The 19,360-nt window shown below is 67.2% G+C and carries 12 protein-coding genes; 4 read left to right on the forward strand and 8 right to left on the reverse strand.

Annotated features, from left to right (window positions below; genetic code table 11):
• The 3 genes from ACFOD9_RS01185 to hemF all read right to left on the reverse strand — a co-directional run.
• Window positions 1–1,106 (reverse strand): RelA/SpoT family protein (locus tag ACFOD9_RS01185; RefSeq protein WP_379508254.1); only part of this gene is annotated, 1,106 nt, incomplete at its 3' end.
• 186 nt (window positions 1,107–1,292) lie between these two features.
• Window positions 1,293–1,823, reverse strand: coding sequence for a superoxide dismutase family protein (locus ACFOD9_RS01190; protein ID WP_379508255.1), 531 nt, complete (start codon window positions 1,821–1,823; stop codon window positions 1,293–1,295).
• Window positions 1,824–1,836: 13 nt separating this feature from the next.
• Window positions 1,837–2,706 carry an oxygen-dependent coproporphyrinogen oxidase gene (hemF, locus tag ACFOD9_RS01195; protein WP_379508256.1) on the reverse strand — a complete coding sequence of 290 codons (870 nt, stop codon included), beginning with the start codon at window positions 2,704–2,706 and terminating at the stop codon, window positions 1,837–1,839.
• 46 nt (window positions 2,707–2,752) lie between these two features.
• On the opposite strand from hemF, the gene pdeM reads away from it, so the two are divergent.
• Entirely contained in the window at window positions 2,753–3,421 is a 669-nt protein-coding gene (gene pdeM / locus ACFOD9_RS01200; RefSeq protein ID WP_379508257.1) for a ligase-associated DNA damage response endonuclease PdeM, read from the forward strand.
• A 2-nt stretch (window positions 3,422–3,423) separates the two neighbouring features.
• On the opposite strand, the gene ACFOD9_RS01205 is transcribed toward pdeM, so the two are convergent.
• From ACFOD9_RS01205 to ACFOD9_RS01215, 3 genes are all read right to left on the reverse strand, one after another.
• Window positions 3,424–4,191: a TIGR01458 family HAD-type hydrolase gene (locus tag ACFOD9_RS01205; protein ID WP_379508258.1), complete on the reverse strand. Its 768-nt coding sequence runs from the start codon at window positions 4,189–4,191 to the stop codon at window positions 3,424–3,426.
• Between the two features lie 187 nt (window positions 4,192–4,378).
• A complete protein-coding gene (gltX, locus tag ACFOD9_RS01210) occupies window positions 4,379–5,719 on the reverse strand; it encodes a glutamate--tRNA ligase (protein ID WP_379508259.1) in 1,341 nt (446 codons plus the stop codon).
• Between the two features lie 48 nt (window positions 5,720–5,767).
• Window positions 5,768–7,423: an NAD+ synthase gene (locus tag ACFOD9_RS01215; protein WP_379508260.1), complete on the reverse strand. Its 1,656-nt coding sequence runs from the start codon at window positions 7,421–7,423 to the stop codon at window positions 5,768–5,770.
• Between the two features lie 101 nt (window positions 7,424–7,524).
• Between ACFOD9_RS01215 and ACFOD9_RS01220 the strand changes: the two genes are divergently transcribed.
• Entirely contained in the window at window positions 7,525–9,225 is a 1,701-nt protein-coding gene (locus tag ACFOD9_RS01220) for an amidohydrolase (RefSeq protein ID WP_379508261.1), read from the forward strand.
• A gap of 103 nt (window positions 9,226–9,328) precedes the next feature.
• On the opposite strand, the gene rpoC is transcribed toward ACFOD9_RS01220, so the two are convergent.
• Both rpoC and rpoB read right to left on the reverse strand, forming a co-directional pair.
• Complete coding sequence (gene rpoC / locus ACFOD9_RS01225) at window positions 9,329–13,621, reverse strand: DNA-directed RNA polymerase subunit beta' (protein WP_379508262.1); 4,293 nt, start codon at window positions 13,619–13,621, stop codon at window positions 9,329–9,331.
• 75 nt (window positions 13,622–13,696) lie between these two features.
• Window positions 13,697–17,875: a DNA-directed RNA polymerase subunit beta gene (rpoB, locus tag ACFOD9_RS01230; protein ID WP_379508263.1), complete on the reverse strand. Its 4,179-nt coding sequence runs from the start codon at window positions 17,873–17,875 to the stop codon at window positions 13,697–13,699.
• Between the two features lie 745 nt (window positions 17,876–18,620).
• Between rpoB and ACFOD9_RS01235 the strand changes: the two genes are divergently transcribed.
• On the forward strand, window positions 18,621–19,148 hold the full coding sequence (locus ACFOD9_RS01235) for a DUF2975 domain-containing protein (RefSeq protein WP_379508264.1): 528 nt from the start codon (window positions 18,621–18,623) through the stop codon (window positions 19,146–19,148).
• Window positions 19,148–19,354, forward strand: a complete 207-nt coding sequence (locus ACFOD9_RS01240; RefSeq protein WP_379508265.1) for a helix-turn-helix domain-containing protein — start codon at window positions 19,148–19,150, stop codon at window positions 19,352–19,354. The genes ACFOD9_RS01235 and ACFOD9_RS01240 overlap by 1 nt, the downstream gene beginning before the upstream one ends.
• Window positions 19,355–19,360: the final 6 nt, after the last annotated feature.

The following is a 19,360-nucleotide window of genomic DNA, read 5'->3' on the forward strand; positions in this document are numbered from 1 at the left end:
GCATCGTGGCTGGCGTCGACGATCTCGATCAGGTCGCGCAGCCAGCCCACCTCGGCATCGGGGGTGACCCCGCCCTGCTTGTAGGCCCAGTGCGCGGCGAGGCCGAATTCGTTGGTCCGGTGCATATCGCGGGTGCGGATCTGCACCTCCATCCGCATCGAGTTCTCGAAGATCAGCGCGGTGTGGAGCGAGCGGTAGCCGTTCGACTTGGGCGTGGAGATGTAGTCCTTGAAGCGCCCGGGGATCATCTGCCACTGCTGATGGAGCACGCCCAGCGCCTTGTAGCAGTCCCCCACGCTTTCCACGATCACGCGGAAGGCCATGATGTCGGTGATCTGCTCGAAGGAAACGTGGCGCTCGGCCATCTTCTTCCAGATCGAATAGGGATGCTTCTCGCGCCCCGAAACCTCCACCTTCAGCCCCGCCTCGGCCAGCGCCTGCTTGATCGAGAGCGCGATCTCGTCAACCTGCCCGCCTTCGGAACTGCGGATCTGCGCCAGCCGGCCGCTGATCGTGGCATAGGCTTCCGGCTCCAGCTGCTCGAAGGCGAGGAGCTGCATCTCGCGCATATATTCGTACATCCCCACCCGCTCGGCGAGCGGCGCGTAGATATCCATGGTCTCGCGGGCGATGCGGCGGCGCTTGTCCTCGCTCTTGATGAAGTGAAGGGTACGCATATTGTGGAGGCGGTCGGCCAGCTTGACCAGCAGCACCCGCAGGTCCTCGCTCATCGCCAGGAGGAACTTCCGCAGGTTTTCGGCGGCCCGCTCGCTCTCGGTCATGGCCTCGATCTTGGAGAGCTTGGTCACCCCGTCGACCAGCCGGGCAACGTCCGGCCCGAACAGGCGCTCCACCTCCTCCACCGTGGCGAGGGTATCCTCGATCGTATCGTGGAGCAGGGCGGTGATGATCGTGTCGGTATCGAGCTTGAGCTCGGTCATCAGCCCGGCCACTTCCACCGGGTGCGAGAAATAGGGATCGCCGCTGGCCCGCTTCTGGGTGCCGTGCTTCTGGACCGTATAGACATAGGCACGGTTGAGCACCGCCTCGTCCGCCTCCGGATCGTAGGCCTTCACTCTTTCGACAAGTTCATACTGACGCAACATTGCCCGCACGATGCGCGGAGCGAGCCCTCGAGGGCAAGAAAAGTTTTGGGATTGGTTGAATACGGACCAGCCAATCGCCCTTCCCGCGGCGAGGTCAAGTCATTTGTCGGGCGCGGGAAGCCCATCCGGGCTTTCCTTCTGCGGCATCGGCCGCAAGCTCCTGACGGATGTCAGGAGCGCACCAGATCAAGGCCGCTCGAACACCCCGCAAACGATCCGCGCGCCGCTGTTGCCCGAAGGATCGGTCTTGTAGTCGTCGGCATCGGCGTGGAGCACCAGGGCCGTGCCTTCGCCGCCCAGCAGGGTGGAGGCCAGCTTGAAGGGGCGCATCGGGGTGCGGATCTTGGCGGAAATGCGGCCATCCTCGCCGGCGGTCACATTGGGCAGGTCGCCCAGGTGCTGGCCGGCCGGGTTGAGATTGCCATGCGCGCGGTGATCGGGGTTGAGATGGCCCCCGGCGCTGGCAAAGCCCGGCCCCTCGCACTTGCCGACCGCGTGGAGGTGCATCCCGTGCACCCCCGGCGCCACGCCCGAAATCTCCACTTCCAGCACCGATCCGGCCGGGCGCGGCATCACGCTGACCGTTCCGGCCACGGTGCCGTTGGGGCGATAGAGGGTGGCCACCGCCACCGGGCGCAAGGGGCGCTCGGCCAGAATGGGCTGCGCCACCGCGGCCAGCAAGGTCACCGAAGCGAGCGAAAGCTTGGACAGGCGCATGGGCAAAGTCTCCTCAGGACCAGACAGCTTCTGGCGGCAGGCTCATCAGGATGGCATCGATGTTGCCGCCGGTCTTCAGGCCGAACAGCGTGCCGCGATCATAGACCAGGTTGAACTCGGCGTAACGCCCGCGATATTCCAGCTGGGCCTGCCTGTCGGCCGGGGTGAACTCCAGCCCCATCCGCCGCCGCACGATGGCCGGGAAGGCGGCCAGGAAAGCGCGGCCCACGTCCTGGGTGAAGGCGAAATGGGCCTCCCACATGGCCTCGTCGCCGCATTCGAGATGATCGTAGAAGATCCCGCCCACCCCGCGATGAACCTTGCGGTGGGGAATGTAGAAATAGTCGTCCGCCCAGGCCTTGAACCGCTCGTAATAATCGGGCGCGTGGGGATCGCAGGCCGCCTTCATCGCGGCGTGGAATTCGTCGGTATCCTCGGCGAAGGGCAGCGGCGGGTTGAGGTCGGCACCGCCGCCGAACCAGGCCTTGGTGGTGGTCAGGAACCGGGTGTTCATGTGAACGGCGGGCACCTGGGGATTGGCCATGTGCGCCACCAGGCTGATCCCGGTGGCGCTGAAGCGGGGATTGGCGGCATCGGCCCCGTTGATCGTGGCGGCGAACTGCGGGTTGAGCGCGCCCTGCACGGTGGAGACGTTCACCCCCACCTTCTCGAACACCTTGCCCTTCATCAGCCCCTGCGTGCCGCCGCCGGTATCGCCCCCATTGTCGCCTTCGGCCACGCTCTGGCGGGTCCAGGGGGTATAGGCGAAACGGGCGTCGCTGCCGGCCTCGCGCTCGATCGCCTCGAACTCGGCGCAGATCTGGTCGCGCAGGGTTTCGAACCAGGTGCGGGCGCGGGCGGTGAAGGGGGTCCAGTCAGTCATCGCTTGTCCCTTGCCAAGCGCGGCGCCCTGTCGCAAGGGACAAGCGATGGTTCCCCTTTCGTTCGCAGGACAGGAATGGCGGCTCACCGCCTCCGGCGCACTTTACTGGCCGCGCGAGAATGCGCTGCTGGTGGCCGACCTGCATCTCGAAAAGGCCAGCTGGTTCGCCGCGCGCGGCCAGCCGCTCCCCCCCTATGACAGCCGGGAAACCCTGGGCCGCCTGGCCATCGCCCTGCGCGAAACCGGCGCGCGGCGGGTGTTCTGCCTGGGCGATTCGTTCCACGATGCCGATGGCCCGGCCCGGCTCGAACCCCATGCCGCGGGGATGCTCGCCGCGCTCACCCGGGCGACCGACTGGGTGTGGATCACCGGCAACCACGATGGCGCCGCCACGCTCGATGGCACGCAGGTCGAGGAACTGGCCGTCGCGGGCCTGTGCCTGCGCCACCAGGCGCGGCCCGGCGAAGCGGCGCCGGAACTGTCGGGCCACTATCACCCCCGGCTGCGGCTCACCCTGCGCGGGCGGCGGATCGTGCGGCCCTGCGCCGTGCGCTCGGACCACCGGATGATCCTGCCGGCCTTCGGCGCGCTGACCGGCGGGATGGACGCCGCCGATCCCGCGATCCTCGCCGCGCTCCAGCCCGCCCGCGCGATCGATGCCGTGCTGCCGGCAGGAAGCCGGCTGGTGCAATACCCGCTCTGGCGCGCGGGCTGAAATCAGGCGGCCGCCAGAAGCCAACCCACTGCGCCCATCAAGTCATCCGCCACGTGGCTCGGCGCGGGGCTGAACGCCGCCTCGTCGCCCGGGCGGTACTTGCCGGTGCGGACCAGCACCGCCCGGCCCAGCCCCGCCGCCAGCGCCCCGGCCACGTCGGCCTCGGCGTCGTCGCCGATCATCACCACCTCGTCCGCCGCGCAGCCAACCGAGGCCACCGCCAGCGCGAAGAACTCCGGCGCAGGCTTGCCCAGTACCAGCGCCCGGACCCGCGCGGCGAATTCCAGCCCGACGACGAAAGCCCCGGCATCAAGGCTGAGCGCGCCATCGGCATCCAGGAAGGTGCGGTTGCGGGCCAGCGCCAGCAAGGGCGCGCCGGCCACCAGCGCCCTGAAGGCCGCGTTCATCGCGCCATAGGAAAAGGCCTCGCCGGCATCGCCCACCACCACCGCGCCCGGCCCTTCCCCGCCGCACCCGGCAAAATCCTCGGCCAGCGCAGGGTGGACCAGCAGGTGCGGCGCCATGCCTCGCGCCGCCAGCCAGGCGCAAGCCGACCCCGCCGGGGTGAACAGCTCGCCATCGGCCACGTCCACGCCCATGGCCGCCAGTTGCGCGGCGATCAGCCGCCGGGGGGTACGCGTGGTATTGGTCAGGAACCGCACGGCCAGCCCCGCCGCGCGCAGCCGCCCGATGGCCGCGATGGCGCCGGGGATCAGGTCGCTCCCCTGATAGACCACCCCCGCCAGGTCGATGAACACCGCGCGCGCCATATCGGGGAAATGCGGGAAGGCGCATCGGGTTTCAAGCGTCACACCCTGCCACCCCCGCGCACCCGACCTGAGACTTGCGCGCACACCCTGATGCCCGCTCGCGCTGAGCCTGTCGAAGCGCCATGCACCACGGCCGCGGCGCCACCCTTCGACAAGCTCAGGGTGAGCGGTGAGGAATGATGCCGCCTTATGCCAACCGCGCCAACACTTCCTCGCGCCCGATCAGCGGCATCAAAGCCCCCATGTCAGGGCCGTGCTCCCGGCCAGTAAGTGCCAACCGCAGCGGGAGGAACAACTCTTTGCCTTTACGCCCGGTTTCAGTCTTCAAGATCGAGGTCAGCATCGACCACAGTCCGGACTGAAGGTCAGGATCATGCCAGTAGAGGCGTTCCGCCGCCATGCGCGCCTTCTTCAGATATTCCTTTGTATCTTCATCAAATTCGGGCGCGGCCACCGGCCCCGTCACCACCCGCCACCAGTCCGCCGCCTCGCCGATCTGCGCCAGGTTGGGCCGGATCGCCTCCCACGCCGCCGTATCCATGCCCGCGGGCAGCAGGTGGGCCACCCGGTCGAACGGCAGCTTGTGGATGATCTGCGCGTTCAGGCGGTGCAGTTCGGCCTCGTCGAACCGGGCCGGCGCGCGGCCGAAGGCGGCAAGGTCGAAGCTCGCCACCAGTTCGCCCCGGTCGGCAATGGCTTCCACCGCCTGCGAGGTGCCCAGCCGCGCCAGCAGCGCCACCAGCGCTTCCGGCTCGATCCCCTGTTCGCGGAAGGCCGAAACGCCCAGCGAGCCCAACCGCTTGGACAGCTTGCCCTCGCTCCCCACCAGCAGCGCCTCGTGGGCGAAGGCCGGCGGCTCGGCCCCCAGCGCGGTGAACATCTGCACCTGGGCGGCGGTATTGCTCACATGGTCCTCGCCGCGCAGCACCTGGGTGACGCCCATGGCCACGTCGTCGATCACGCTGGGCAGCATATAGAGCCACGAGCCATCGGCGCGGCGCACCACCGGATCGCTCATCGCGCCCGGATCGAAGTGCTGCGGCCCCCGGATGCCGTCGTCCCATTCGATCGGCGTGGCGCGATCCAGCAGGAAGCGCCAGTGCGGCTGCTCCCCCGCCGCCGCCCGGGCTTCATGGTCTGCCTCGCCCAGCGCCAGCGCGGCCCGGTCGTAGATCGGCGGCAACCCGCGCCCAAGCTGGATCTTGCGCTTGAGCTCCAGCTCCTGCGCGGTCTCGTAGCAGCGATAGACGCGGCCCGCCGCGACCAGCCGCGCGAACTCGCGCTCATAGAGCGCGGTGCGGGCCGATTGCCGCTCCTCCCCGTCGGGCGCCAGTCCCAGCCAGGCAAGGTCGGCCCGGATCGCCTCCACGTAGTCCTCGCGGCTGCGCGCCGCATCGGTATCGTCGATCCGCAGCAGGAAGCGCCCGCCTCCCTTGCGCGCGAGCAGCCAGTTGTGCAGCGCCGTGCGGATATTGCCGACGTGCAGCGTGCCGGTGGGCGAAGGGGCAAAGCGGGTGACGGTGGCCATGGCAGCGCCCTACCGCCCCCGCGCCGCGAAGGCTAGGCCGGCGCGCCCTCAGGCAGAGCGGAAGGCGTGGGTGATCGGATAGCGCCGGTCACGGCCGAAGTTGCGGCTGCCCAGCTTGACCCCAGGCGGCGCCTGCCGGCGCTTGTATTCGGCCAGGTGCAGCAGGCGCTCGATCCGCACCACGGTATCGTGGTCGAAACCTTCGCCCACCAGCTGGGCCACCGATTTCTCGTGCTCCACCAGCCCCAGCAGGATCGCGTCAAGCACCTCGTAGGGCGGCAGCGAATCCGAATCCTTCTGGTCCGGGCGCAGTTCCGCGCTCGGCGGCTTGGTGATGATGTTCTCCGGGATGACCGGTCCCACCGGACCGAGGCCGATCTTCGGTCTATGGGCGTTGCGCCACCGGCTGATGGCAAATACGGTCATCTTGTAGGCGTCTTTCAGCGGGTTGTAGCCGCCGGCCATGTCGCCATAGATCGTGGCATAACCCACTGACATTTCAGACTTGTTGCCCGTGGTCAGAAGCATCGGCCCAAACTTGTTGGACAGGGCCATCAAGGTCACCCCGCGAATGCGCGATTGCAGGTTTTCCTCGGTGACATCCGGCTTCTGCCCGGCGAAGACCGGCGCCAGCATATCGGTGAAAGCCCCCACCGCCGGGGCGATCGGCACCGTATCATAGCGGCAGCCGATCAGCCGCGCGCACTCGGTCGCATCATCCAGGCTTTCCTGGCTGGTATAGGCGCTGGGCAGCATCACGCACCACACGCGGCTTGGCCCCAGCGCATCGGCGGCGATCGCCGCGCAGATCGCGCTGTCGATCCCGCCGGAAAGCCCCAGCACCACGCCGGGAAAGCGGTTGCGGTCCACATAGTCGCGCAGCGCCAGCACCATCGCGCAGTAGATGTCCTCGGGGTGGTCGGCCAGCTGGGCGATCTCGCCCCGGTCGCAGCGCCACCCTTGCGCGGTGCGGGTCCAGCGGGTCTCGACGACCTGCTCCTCCCAGTCGGTCATCTGCACGGCCAGCGCGCCGTCGCCGTTGATGACGAAGCTTGCCCCGTCGAACACCAGTTCGTCCTGCCCGCCAACGCGGTTGAGGTAGGCCAGCGGCAGCCGGGTATCGACCGCCCGCAGCTTGGCCACACCATCGATCCTGAGGCTGTCCTTGTCGATCTCGTAGGGGCTGCCGTTGGGCACGATCAGCAGTTCCGCGCCGAAATCGGCAAGGTGCCGGCAGACGTCGGGCTGCCAGATGTCCTCGCAGATCGGCACCCCGATCATCACCCCCTTGAACACGATCGGCTCGGGCAGTTCGCCTGGCTGGAACAGGCGCATCTCGTCGAAGGTGCCGTAATTGGGCAATTCGCGCTTGAAGCGCACCGCCGCGATCCTGCCGCCATCGAGCAGGGCCACGCCATTGTGCAGCGCCCCGTCGCGCACGAACACGCTGCCCACCAACATGGCCGGCCCGCCATCGGCCGTGACCTTGGCCATCTTCTCCAGCTCGGCCGCCGCGCGTTCCACCAGTGCGGGCTTGAGGATCAGGTCCTCGGGCGGATAGCCGACCAGTTGCAGCTCGGGGAACACCACCAGGTCCGACCCGCGCGCCTTGTCGCGCACGGCAAGCATGGCCGCGGCATTTCCGGCAAGGTCTCCGACCGACTGGTTCATCTGGGCAAGGGTGATCTTGAGCGTATCGACCATGGGGCATGACTAGGTCACAGACCGACGGGCGGCAAGCGCAGGGGATTGCGGCAAGCAAGATTGACCGGCATCCTTGAGCCATCGGGAGGGGAGCAATCGCAATGAAAGGTGCCGTCAACGCCGTGCTGGCCCTGCTCGCCATCGCCGCCGCCGGCCAGGCCCAGGCCGCGCCCGCGCCGGTGGCCGACATCATCTTCCAGCACGGCACCATCATCCCGATGACCGCGCCCGACGCCCGCGCCGAGGCCGTGGCGGTGAAGGACGGGCGCGTGCTGGCCCTGGGCAGCGAGGCGGCCATGGCCAGGCTGCGCGGCAAGGCCACCCGCGTGGTCGATCTGGCGGGACAAACCCTGCTGCCCGGCTTCATCGATGCCCACGGCCACCTCACCGCGCTGGCCCGCATGGCCGCGATGGTCCCGCTGGCCTCGCCCCCGGTCGGGCCGGTCACCGATATCGCGGGCCTGCAGGCCGCCCTGCGCGAACGGCTGAAGGCGCAACCCGGCGACGGCTGGATCGTGGGCAACGGCTACGACGATTCGCTCCTGGCCGAGCATCGCCACCCCACCCGCGCGGAACTCGATGCGGTCAGCGCCGACCGGCCGATCTTCATCATGCACGTATCCGGGCACCTCGCCACGCTCAACACCCGGGCGCTGGACCTGGCGGGAATGCTGCATCCCGCCGCCGATCCGCCCGGCGGCGTCATCCACCGCGAAGCTGACGGCCGGACCGCGTCAGGCCCGATCGAGGAAACCGCGATCTTCATGGCCATGCGCCTGCTCGCGCCACCCTCGCTCGACCAGCAGCTGGCCCAGCTCGACGAAGCCCAGCGCGTCTATGCCCGCAACGGGCTGACCACCGCGCAGGACGGGGCGACCATGCCGGACGCCTGGGACCTCTTGGCCGAAGCAGCCCGGCGTTCGCGTCTCATCCTCGATGTCGATGCCGTGCCGCTGCTCGCCGCGAAATGGCCCGCGCTCGACAGCCTGCCGTTCACCGCCGCCTATGCCGGGCACCTGCGCGCCGCCGGGATCAAGCTGATAATCGACGGTTCGCCCCAGGGCCGCACCGCCTGGCTGAGCGAGCCCTATCACCAGCCCCCGCCCGGCCAGGACGCCCGCTATGCCGGCTATCGCCAGGTGCCCGACGAAGTCCTGCGCGCCAGCCTGCGCCGCGCCGCCAACCATGGCTGGCAGGTCTATGCCCACGTCAACGGCGATGCAGCGATCCAGCAACTGATCGATGCCGTGCGCGCGGTGAACGCCGATGGCGGCACGCCGCTGGTGCGGCCCGTCGCGGTCCACGCGCAGACTGCGCGGCACGATCAACTGGTGGCGATGAAGGCGCTTGGCATCGTCCCCAGCTTCTTTGCCGCCCATACCTTCTACTGGGGCGATTGGCACCGCGAGGTGGTGCTCGGGGCTGAACGGGCCGAGCGCATCTCGCCCCAGCGCGAGGCCATCGATCTCGGCCTGGCCCCCACCATCCACAACGATGCCCCGATCGTCCCGCCCGACATGATCCGCCTGGTCTGGTCGGCCGCCACCCGCCGCACCCGTTCGGGCGACATCCTTGGCGCCGCCGAGCGGGTCAGCGTGTTCGAGGCGCTCGGTGAGGTCACCCGCAATGCCGCGCTGCAATTGGGCGAAGATGGCATCAAAGGCACGATCGAGCCGGGAAAATACGCCGACTTCGTCGTGCTGAGCGCCAATCCGCTGGCCACCGCCCCGGAAGACCTGCTGCGCCTGAAGGTGAGCGCCACCTACAAGCAGGGCCGAGCGATCTACAGCGCCGCCAACTGAAATCGCCGCCCCGGGGCAGCATGGCCCCATGCCAAGAAAAAGCCCCGCCGGATCGCTCCGGCGGGGCCATTTCCTTGTCGCTGGCTCAGGTGTCCGGCGGGCCTCAGGCCTCGCCCCCGTTATCCTCGGCGCCATTCACCAGATAGTCGCCGGCATCGGCATCGGTGCCGTGGGTCTCGCCCTCGACCACGGCCAACGGATCGTCGCCGATCGCGGCTTCCGGACCCTGCGCCAGTTCGGCGGCGTGTTCCTCGGCCGCCGTTGCCGGCGCGATCAGGCTTTCCTGGAGCTTGCGATACTGCGCGCGCAGCGCCGCGTCGCGGCTGGTGGCCGCCACGCGCAGGCGGTTCATGCCGGCGCCCGTGCCCGCCGGGATGAGCCGGCCGACGATCACGTTCTCCTTGAGCCCGATCAGGCTGTCGCGCTTGCCCTCGACCGCGGCCTGGGTGAGCACGCGGGTGGTCTCCTGGAACGAGGCCGCCGAGATGAACGAACGGGTCTGGAGGCTCGCCTTGGTGATGCCCAGCAGCACCGGCTTGCCAACCGCGGGCGCCATGCCCTCGGCCAGCTTGGCGTTGATCTCGTCCATTTCCTCGCGGTCAACCTGCTCGCCCGCCAGCAGCACGGTGTCGCCACCGTCGGTGATCTCGACCTTCTGCAGCATCTGGCGAACGATCACCTCGATGTGCTTGTCGTTGATCTTCACGCCCTGCAAGCGGTAGACTTCCTGGATTTCCGCGACGAGGTACTCGGCCAGAGCCTCGACCCCCATCACTTCCAAGATGTCGTGCGGATCGGGCGAACCGGAAATCAGGTTGTCGCCCTTCTTGACCCAGTCGCCCTCCTGCACGTCGATGACGCGGCTCTTGGGGATCAGGTACTCGATCGGATCGCCCTCTTCCGGAACGATCGCGATCTTGCGCTTGGCCTTGTAGTCGCGGACGAATTCGATCCGGCCGGCGATCTTGGCGATGATCGAGTTGTCCTTGGGCTTGCGGGCCTCGAACAACTCGGCAACGCGCGGCAGACCGCCGGTGATGTCGCGGGTCTTGGCGGCTTCGCGGCTGGCACGGGCCAGCACGTCACCGGCTTCGACCGCCTGCCCGTCTTCCACCGAAAGGGTGGTGCCCGGCGCCATCAGGTAGCGCGCGGCCTCGCCCGAGGCGTCGTCAAGCAGGGTCAGGCGCGGACGCAGGTCTTCCTTCTTGGAACGGCTGGTCGAGCGGTTCTCGGTCACGACGCGGCTCGACATACCGGTCGCTTCGTCAGTCTGCTCGGTCAGGGTCTTGCCGTCGATCAGGTCCTGGTACTTCACGATACCCGGCTTTTCCGTGATCACCGGGGTGGTGAACGGATCCCACTCGGCCAGGCGATCGCCCTGGCTGATGATCGCGCCGTGCTCGTGGAGCAGGTGGGTACCATAGGGCACGCGGTGCATCGCGCGCTCGCGGCCCTCGCTGTCGAGCACCACGATCTCGCCGCCACGGGCCAGGCTCAGCCGGCGGCCGCGCTTGTCGGTGATGGTAGGGATGTCGCGGTATTCGACCGTGCCGTCGCACAGCGCTTCAAGGTGCGACTGCTCGTTGACCTGCGCCGCGCCACCGATGTGGAAGGTACGCATGGTGAGCTGGGTGCCCGGCTCGCCGATCGACTGGGCGGCGATCACGCCGACCGCCTCGCCGATGTTCACCGGGGTACCACGGGCGAGGTCGCGCCCGTAGCAGGTCGCGCAAACGCCCTGTTCGGCCTCGCAGATCAGCGGCGAACGGATGCGCGCACCCTGCGGGTCGACCGCCTCGATCCGGGCCACGGCGGCCTCGTCGAGCAGGTCGCCCTTGGCGGCCACAACCTTGCCGTCCTTGTCGAGGATATCCTCGGCCAGGGTGCGGCCCAGGATGCGCTCGCCCAGCGAGGCGATGGTCGAACCGCCCTGGATGATCGCGCGCATTTCCAGCGCCCGCTCGGTCCCGCAATCGGGGATGACCACCACGCAGTCCTGCGACACGTCGACCAGGCGGCGGGTCAGGTAGCCCGAGTTCGCCGTCTTGAGCGCGGTGTCCGCGAGACCCTTGCGGGCGCCGTGGGTGGAGTTGAAGTATTCAAGAACGGTCAGGCCTTCCTTGAAGTTCGAGATGATCGGCGTCTCGATGATCTCGCCCGACGGCTTGGCCATCAGGCCGCGCATCCCGGCAAGCTGCTTCATCTGGGTCGGCGAACCACGCGCGCCCGAATGGCTCATCATGTAGATCGAGTTGACCGGCTTCTGCCGCCCGTGCTCGTCCTTCGGGGTCGCCTTGATCTCGTCCATCATGGCCGCGGCCACCTGGTCGCCGCAGCGGCTCCAGGCGTCGATGACCTTGTTGTACTTTTCCTGCTGGGTGATCAGGCCGTCCTGGTACTGCTGTTCATAATCAGCCACCAGTTCCTTGGTCTTGTCGACCAGTTCCACCTTCGAATCCGGGATGATCATGTCATCCTTGCCGAAGGAGATGCCGGCCTTGAACGCGTGGCGGAAGCCCAGCGCCATGATCGCGTCGGCGAACAGGACCGTGTCCTTCTGGCCGGTGTGGCGATAGACTTGGTCGATGACGTCGCCGATTTCCTTCTTGGTGAGCAGGCGGTTGACCACCTCGAAGGGCACCTTGTGGCTCTTGGGCAGGCATTCGCCGATCAGCATCCGGCCCGGAGTCGTCTCGAAGCGGCCGATGTATTCCTGGCCGTTCTCGTCGGTCTGGGGAACGCGCGCGATCACCTTGGAGTGGAGCGTCACCGCCCCGGCGTAGAGCGCCTGGTGCACCTCGGCCATGTCGGCCATCAGCATCCCCTCGCCCGGCTCGCCTTCGCGGTCCATCGAGAGGTAGTAGAGGCCCAGGACCATGTCCTGCGAGGGCACGATGATCGGCTTGCCGTTCGCGGGGCTGAGGATGTTGTTGGTCGACATCATCAGCACGCGCGCTTCCAGCTGGGCTTCCAGCGAAAGCGGAACGTGGACGGCCATCTGGTCACCGTCGAAGTCGGCGTTGAAGGCCGAGCAGACCAGCGGGTGCAGCTGGATCGCCTTGCCCTCGATCAGCACGGGCTCGAAGGCCTGGATGCCGAGGCGGTGGAGCGTGGGCGCGCGGTTCAGCAGCACCGGGTGCTCGCGGATCACTTCGTCCAGGATGTCCCAGACTTCCTTGCGCTCCTTCTCGACCCACTTCTTGGCCTGCTTCAGAGTCATCGACAGACCCTTGGCATCGAGCCGCGCGTAGATGAACGGCTTGAACAGTTCGAGCGCCATCTTCTTGGGCAGGCCGCACTGGTGCAGCTTCAATTCCGGCCCGGTCACGATGACCGAACGGCCCGAATAGTCGACGCGCTTGCCGAGCAGGTTCTGGCGGAAGCGGCCCTGCTTGCCCTTGAGCATATCGGACAGCGACTTCAAGGGCCGCTTGTTGGCGCCGGTAATGACCCGGCCGCGGCGCCCGTTGTCGAACAGGGCGTCAACCGCTTCCTGGAGCATCCGCTTTTCGTTGCGGACGATGATGTCGGGCGCGCGCAGTTCGATCAGGCGCTTGAGGCGGTTGTTGCGGTTGATGACGCGGCGATAGAGATCGTTGAGATCCGAAGTCGCGAAGCGGCCGCCGTCGAGCGGCACCAGCGGGCGCAGTTCCGGCGGAATGACCGGCACCACGTCGAGGATCATCCACTCCGGGCGGTTGCCGGAATCGATGAACGATTCCACCACCTTGAGGCGCTTGATGATCTTCTTGGGCTTCAGTTCGCTCTTGGTCTCGGACAGCTCCTTGAGCAGGTCCTCGCGCTCCTGGACCAGGTCCAGGTCCATGAGCATCAGCTTGACCGCCTCGGCGCCGATCCCGGCCGAGAAGGCGTCTTCGCCATACTCGTCCTGGTATTCGTAAAGCTCGTCCTCGGTGATCAGCTGGAACTTCTCCAGCGGGGTCAGGCCCGGCTCGGTGACGATGTAGCTCTCGAAGTAGAGCACGCGCTCAAGCTGCTTGAGCTGCATATCCAGCAGCAGGCCGATGCGCGAGGGCAGCGACTTGAGGAACCAGATGTGGGCAACGGGCGCGGCCAGCTCGATGTGGCCCATGCGCTCGCGGCGCACCTTGGTGACGGTAACCTCGACGCCGCACTTCTCGCAGACGACGCCCTTGTACTTCATCCGCTTGTACTTGCCGCAAAGGCACTCGTAGTCCTTCACCGGCCCGAAGATGCGGGCGCAGAACAGGCCGTCGCGCTCGGGCTTGAAGGTGCGGTAGTTGATCGTCTCGGGCTTCTTGATCTCGCCAAACGACCACGAGCGGATACGCTCGGGGCTGGCGATCCCGATCTGGATCTGGTCGAAGGTTTCCGGCTTGGCCAGCTGGTTGGTGAACTTGGTCAGGTCGTTCATGTTTCTGTCCCTCTAGGGGTCAAGGCAATCGGGCGAAGCGGGGGACGGGCGACCGGCAAGGCCGCCCGTCCGCGCCTATTCCGCCGCGTGGCGCTGGTTGTTGATCGCCTCGTCGTCGGCATCGTCGTGGTCGATCATCGAGTTGAGCTCCACGTTGAGGCCGAGCGAGCGCATTTCCTTGACGAGCACGTTGAAGCTCTCGGGAATGCCGGCCTCGAAGGTATCGTCGCCCTTGACGATCGCCTCGTAGACCTTGGTGCGGCCGACCACGTCGTCCGATTTCACCGTGAGCATTTCCTGCAAGGTATAGGCCGCGCCATAGGCCTGGAGCGCCCAGACCTCCATTTCGCCGAAGCGCTGGCCGCCGAACTGCGCCTTGCCGCCCAGCGGCTGCTGGGTGACGAGGCTGTAAGGCCCGATCGAACGCGCGTGGATCTTGTCGTCGACCAGGTGGTGCAGCTTGAGCACGTACTTGTAGCCCACGGTCACCTTGCGGTCGAACCGGTCGCCGGTGCGGCCATCGTAGAGGTCGACCTGCCCGCTCTCGTCCAGGCCCGCCATCCGCAGCATGGCGGTCACGTCGGCTTCCACCGCGCCGTCGAACACCGGAGTGCCCATCGGCACGCCGCCGCGCACGTTCTGCGCCAGTTCGATGATCGATTCGGCACTGCGGCCGGCGATCTCGCTGGTGTAGTTGTCGCCATAGATCTCGGCGAGCAGCGCCCGGACCGCTTCCGGCGGCTGGCCAGCAGTGGGGTTCGGGTTGGCCTCGCGCCAGGCATCCAGCGCATCGCCGATCTTGCGGCCAAGGCCGCGCGCGGCCCAGCCCAGGTGCGTTTCGAAGATCTGCCCGACGTTCATGCGGCTCGGCACGCCCAGCGGGTTGAGCACGAAGTCAACGGGGGTGCCGTCTTCCAGGAAGGGCATATCCTCGGCCGGCAGGATGCGGCTGATGATGCCCTTGTTGCCGTGACGGCCGGCCATCTTGTCGCCCGGCTGGAGCTTGCGCTTCACCGCGACGAAGACCTTGACCATCTTGAGCACGCCCGGGGCCAGCTCGTCGCCGCGCTCCAGCTTCTCCTTGCGATCCTCGAACTTCTCGCTGATCGCCTTGACGGTCTCGTCGTACTGGGCCTTGACCGCTTCCAGCTGCACCTGGCGCGCATCGTCGGCGACGGCGAACTTCCACCACTCGTAGCGCTCGACCTCGGCGAGGTTGTCCTCGGTGATCGTGTCGCCCTTCTTGAAGCCCTTGGGAGCGGCCGCGGCCACCTGGCCGATCAGCATCTCGCGCAGGCGGTTGAAGGTGGCGCGGTTGAGGATCGCGCGCTCGTCCTCGCGGTCCTTGGCGAGGCGTTCGATCTCCTCGTTCTGGATCGCGCGGGTACGGTCGTCGATCTCGATGCCGTGACGGTTGAACACGCGCACGTCGACGATCGTGCCGGCCACGCCCGGGGGCAGGCGCAGCGAGGTGTCGCGCACGTCGCTGGCCTTTTCGCCGAAGATCGCGCGCAGCAGCTTCTCTTCCGGCGTCATCGGCGATTCGCCCTTGGGCGTGATCTTGCCGACGAGGATGTCACCGGGGTGAACTTCCGCGCCGATATAGACGATGCCCGCCTCATCGAGGTTGCGAAGCGCTTCCTCGCCGACGTTGGGGATGTCGCGGGTGATGTCTTCCGGCCCGAGCTTGGTGTCGCGGGCCATGACCTCGAACTCCTCGATGTGGATCGAGGTGAAGACGTCATCCTTCACGATCCGCTCGGAGATCAGGATGGAGTCCTCGTAGTTGTAGCCGTTCCAGGGCATGAACGCGACCAGCACGTTGCGGCCCAGGGCCAGTTCGCCCAGTTCGGTCGAGGGGCCGTCGGCGATGATGTCGCCGGCTTCCACCAGGTCACCCACCTTCACCAGCGGGCGCTGGTTGATGCAGGTCGACTGGTTCGAGCGCTGGAACTTCTGCAGCGTGTAGATGTCCACGCCCGACTGGCCGGCCTCGATGTCGCCCGAGGCGCGGATGACGATGCGGGTCGCGTCGACCTGGTCGACCACGCCGGGACGCAGGGCGGCGATCGCCGCGCCCGAATCGCGCGCCACGGTCGCTTCCATGCCGGTGCCCACGAACGGCGCCTCGGCCTTGACCAGCGGCACCGCCTGGCGCTGCATATTCGAGCCCATCAGCGCGCGGTTGGCGTCGTCGTTTTCCAGGAACGGAATGAGCGAGGCGGCCACCGAGACGAGCTGCTTGGGACTGACGTCCATCAGCGTCACGTGCTCGCGCGGGCTCATCACGAACTCGCCGCTTTCACGCGCCGAGACCAGTTCCTCCACGAAGGAGCCATCGGCGGTCAGCTCGGCCGAGGCCTGGGCAACCGTGTGCTTGGCCTCTTCCATGGCCGACAGGTAGACGACCTCGTTGGTCACCTTGCCGTCGATCACCTTGCGGTAGGGCGTCTCGATGAAGCCGTACTTGTTGACGCGGGCGAAGGTGCTCAGCGAGTTGATCAGGCCGATGTTCGGGCCTTCGGGCGTCTCGATCGGGCAGATGCGGCCGTAGTGGGTCGGGTGAACGTCGCGGACCTCGAAGCCCGCGCGCTCACGGGTGAGGCCGCCCGGCCCGAGCGCCGAGACGCGGCGCTTGTGGGTGACTTCCGAGAGCGGGTTGGTCTGGTCCATGAACTGCGAGAGCTGGCTCGAACCGAAGAACTCGCGCACCGCGGCCACGGCCGGCTTGGCGTTGATCAGGTCGTTCGGCATCACGGTCGACACGTCGACCGAACTCATCCGCTCCTTCACCGCGCGCTCCATGCGGAGCAGGCCGACGCGGTACTGGTTCTCCAGCAGCTCGCCCACCGAACGGACGCGGCGGTTGCCGAGGTTGTCGATGTCGTCAACCTCGCCCTTGCCGTCCTTGAGGTTCACCAGCTCCTTGACCACGGCGAGGATGTCCTCGGTACGCAGCGTGGTGATGGTATCCTCGGCGTCGAGGCCCAGGCGCATATTCAGCTTCACGCGGCCGACGGCCGAGAGGTCATAGCGGTCGCCGTCGAAGAACAGGCCTTCGAACAGGGCTTCAGCGGTCTCGCGCGTCGGCGGCTCGCCAGGGCGCATCACGCGGTAGATGTCGGCCAGGGCATGGTCGCGGTCCGGGGCCTTGTCGGCCTTCAGGGTGTTGCGGATCCACGGGCCGGTGTTGATGTGGTCGATGTCGAGCAGCTCGATCCGGTCGATCCCGGCCTTGTCGAGCGCTTCCAGGTTCTCCGGCGTCACTTCGTCGCCGGCTTCGATCCAGATGCGGCCCGTGCTCTCATCGATAAGGTCGAGCGCGGAATAGCGGCCGAAGATTTCCTCGGTCGGGATCAGCAGCTGGGCAAGCCCGTCCTTTTCCGCCTTGTTGGCGGCGCGCGGGGAGATCTTTGTGCCAGCGGGGAAGATCACCTCGCCGCTCTTGGCGTCGACGATGTCGAAGGCCGGCTTGGCGCCGCGCCATTGCTCGACCACGAAGGGCACCTGCCAGCCGCCCTGGCCGCGCACCCAACTCACGGTCTCGTAGAAGTGGTTGAGGATGTCTTCGTCGCCCAGGCCCAGCGCGTGGAGCAGCGCGGTCACCGGCAGCTTGCGCTTGCGGTCGATGCGGACGTTGACGATGTCCTTGGCGTCGAACTCGAAGTCCAGCCACGAACCGCGGTAGGGGATCACGCGGGCGGCGAACAGGTACTTGCCCGAGGAGTGGGTCTTGCCGCGATCGTGGTCGAACAGGACGCCCGGCGAACGGTGCATCTGCGAAACGATCACGCGCTCGGTGCCGTTGATGAAGAACGTGCCGTTCTCCGTCATCAGCGGCATATCGCCCATGTAGACGTCCTGCTCCTTGATATCGAGCACGGAGCGGGTTTCAGTTTCCGAATCCACCTCGAACACGATCAGGCGCAGGGTCACCTTCATCGGGGCGGCATAGGTGATGCCGCGCTGGCGGCACTCGGTCACGTCGTACTTGGGCGGCTCCAACTCGTAGTGAACGAAGTCCAGCTCGGCGGTGCCGGCGAAGTCGCGGATCGGGAACACCGAACGCAGGGTCTTTTCGAGGCCCGAGACATAGCCCGTGGCCGGGTCCGACCTCAGGAACTGCTCGTAGCTTTCGCGCTGGACCTCGATCAGGTTCGGCATCTGCACCACTTCGTGGATGTCGCCGAAGATCTTGCGGATCCGCTTGGAGCGCGCGTTGCGCGCAGCCTGCACTTGGGGCTTGGTCGCCATGAGGGAGTCTTTGCCTCTTCTCGTGCGGCCGGACGAATTGCCGGCCAGAAAAATCATGCCACATACGCGATCGGTGGCCATGAACGCGAAACAGGCAGGCACGCGCACTCCCAGTGGGAGCCGCTACCCGCAGCAGATTCGCGTCGCATGAAAACCCGGAAAAGCTTCCTTCTTGGGCAGTTCCCGCGCACGAACCGCCTTGCTCGAAGCCTCCGAGCGAACGAACCCTATAGGCCTGCCGCCCCCCAAGGTCAACGCGGCGCCGCGCAATCCGGCGCATTTGCGGCCCGCTCCGGCCAGCGCTCACCCCAGCCAGCCCGATGCCGCCCGACGCCACCCCAGCGACCAATCCGCCGCGCATCGTTTTTCGATATTATCGATTGACGATAAGGTCGACTCCATGTATTGAAAAACGATAACGAACATATCGGAGATCGATCAATGCGCTCTGCCCTCCCCCGCCCGGCCTACCTCCTCGCCTTCGCCCTTGCCGCCGGCGTCAGCCAGTTGCTGTGGATCACCACCCTCGCCGCACCGGCCCTGGCCTGACCGCCATGAGCCCGGCCCTGAGGCGCTCGGTGGCCATTGCCATCTTGCTCCATGTCGGTGCAGTGATCTGGGCGGCGTCGCTGGTGTCCACCGGCGCCTGAATTCGCCGAACCTGAAATCGGTGAACCTGAAATCGCCGGGCCGGTATTCCCGGCCCCGCAGTCCCCACCGCCGCCCGACCGGAAAGATGCCCCGCATGGCCCGCCGCTACGACCCCCTGCTCTCCGCCGCCCGAACGCTCGTCACCATGTTGCTCGGGATGTGTGGTCTCGGCGCGATCGCGGCGGCGGCGGGCGCGCCGCTGATCCTGGCCTGGAAGCCGCAGGTGCTGGACTACCTCGCCCACCAGGCCGGCCACCCGCTGGACCCGCGCGTGGCCGGCGGCGTGGCCCTGCTGCTGCTGCTGGGCGCGGTGGTGCTGGCGCTGTCGGTCTATTTCCTGGTGCTGCTGCGCGGGATCATCGATTCGGTTGCCCGAGGCGAAACCTTCGCCGCGCCCAATGCCGCCCGGCTCGCGCGCATGGGCTGGCTGGCGGCCATCGTCGAGGCCGTGTCGATCCCGGCCGGGGCCGTGGCCTTCCCGATCAACCGCGCCATCGGCCACGATCGCCTCGAATTCGGCCTCTCGCCCGGGGTGATCCTGCTGGCCCTGGTCCTGTTCATCCTCGCCCGTGTGTTCCGCGAGGGCGCGAAGATGCGCGAAGAGCTGGAAGGCACCGTCTGATGGCGATCACCGTCAAGCTTGACGACCTGCTCCACGCCCGCCGGATGACCCTGACCGAACTGGCCGAGAAGGTCGACATCACCCTGGCCAACCTGTCGATCCTCAAGACCGGCAAGGCCAAGGCGATCCGCTTCTCCACGCTGGAGGCGATCTGCCAGGTGCTCGAATGCCAGCCCGGCGACCTGCTCGGCTTCCGCGCCAACTGACGCCGC

Source organism: Novosphingobium bradum, assembly GCF_042646485.1.
Taxonomy (GTDB): Bacteria; Pseudomonadota; Alphaproteobacteria; order Sphingomonadales; family Sphingomonadaceae; genus Novosphingobium; species Novosphingobium bradum.

Coding starts and splice junctions, on each gene's coding strand:
- rpoB (WP_379508263.1), bottom strand. CDS start 17,875: ATGGCGACCAAGCCCCAAGTGCAGGCTGCGCGCAACGCGCGCTCCAAG.
- ACFOD9_RS01190 (WP_379508255.1), bottom strand. CDS start 1,823: ATGCGCCTGTCCAAGCTTTCGCTCGCTTCGGTGACCTTGCTGGCCGCG.
- ACFOD9_RS01215 (WP_379508260.1), bottom strand. CDS start 7,423: ATGGTCGATACGCTCAAGATCACCCTTGCCCAGATGAACCAGTCGGTC.
- hemF (WP_379508256.1), bottom strand. CDS start 2,706: ATGACTGACTGGACCCCCTTCACCGCCCGCGCCCGCACCTGGTTCGAA.
- rpoC (WP_379508262.1), bottom strand. CDS start 13,621: ATGAACGACCTGACCAAGTTCACCAACCAGCTGGCCAAGCCGGAAACC.
- pdeM (WP_379508257.1), top strand. CDS start 2,753: ATGGTTCCCCTTTCGTTCGCAGGACAGGAATGGCGGCTCACCGCCTCC.
- ACFOD9_RS01235 (WP_379508264.1), top strand. CDS start 18,621: ATGGCCCGCCGCTACGACCCCCTGCTCTCCGCCGCCCGAACGCTCGTC.
- gltX (WP_379508259.1), bottom strand. CDS start 5,719: ATGGCCACCGTCACCCGCTTTGCCCCTTCGCCCACCGGCACGCTGCAC.
- ACFOD9_RS01205 (WP_379508258.1), bottom strand. CDS start 4,191: ATGGCGCGCGCGGTGTTCATCGACCTGGCGGGGGTGGTCTATCAGGGG.
- ACFOD9_RS01220 (WP_379508261.1), top strand. CDS start 7,525: ATGAAAGGTGCCGTCAACGCCGTGCTGGCCCTGCTCGCCATCGCCGCC.
- ACFOD9_RS01240 (WP_379508265.1), top strand. CDS start 19,148: ATGGCGATCACCGTCAAGCTTGACGACCTGCTCCACGCCCGCCGGATG.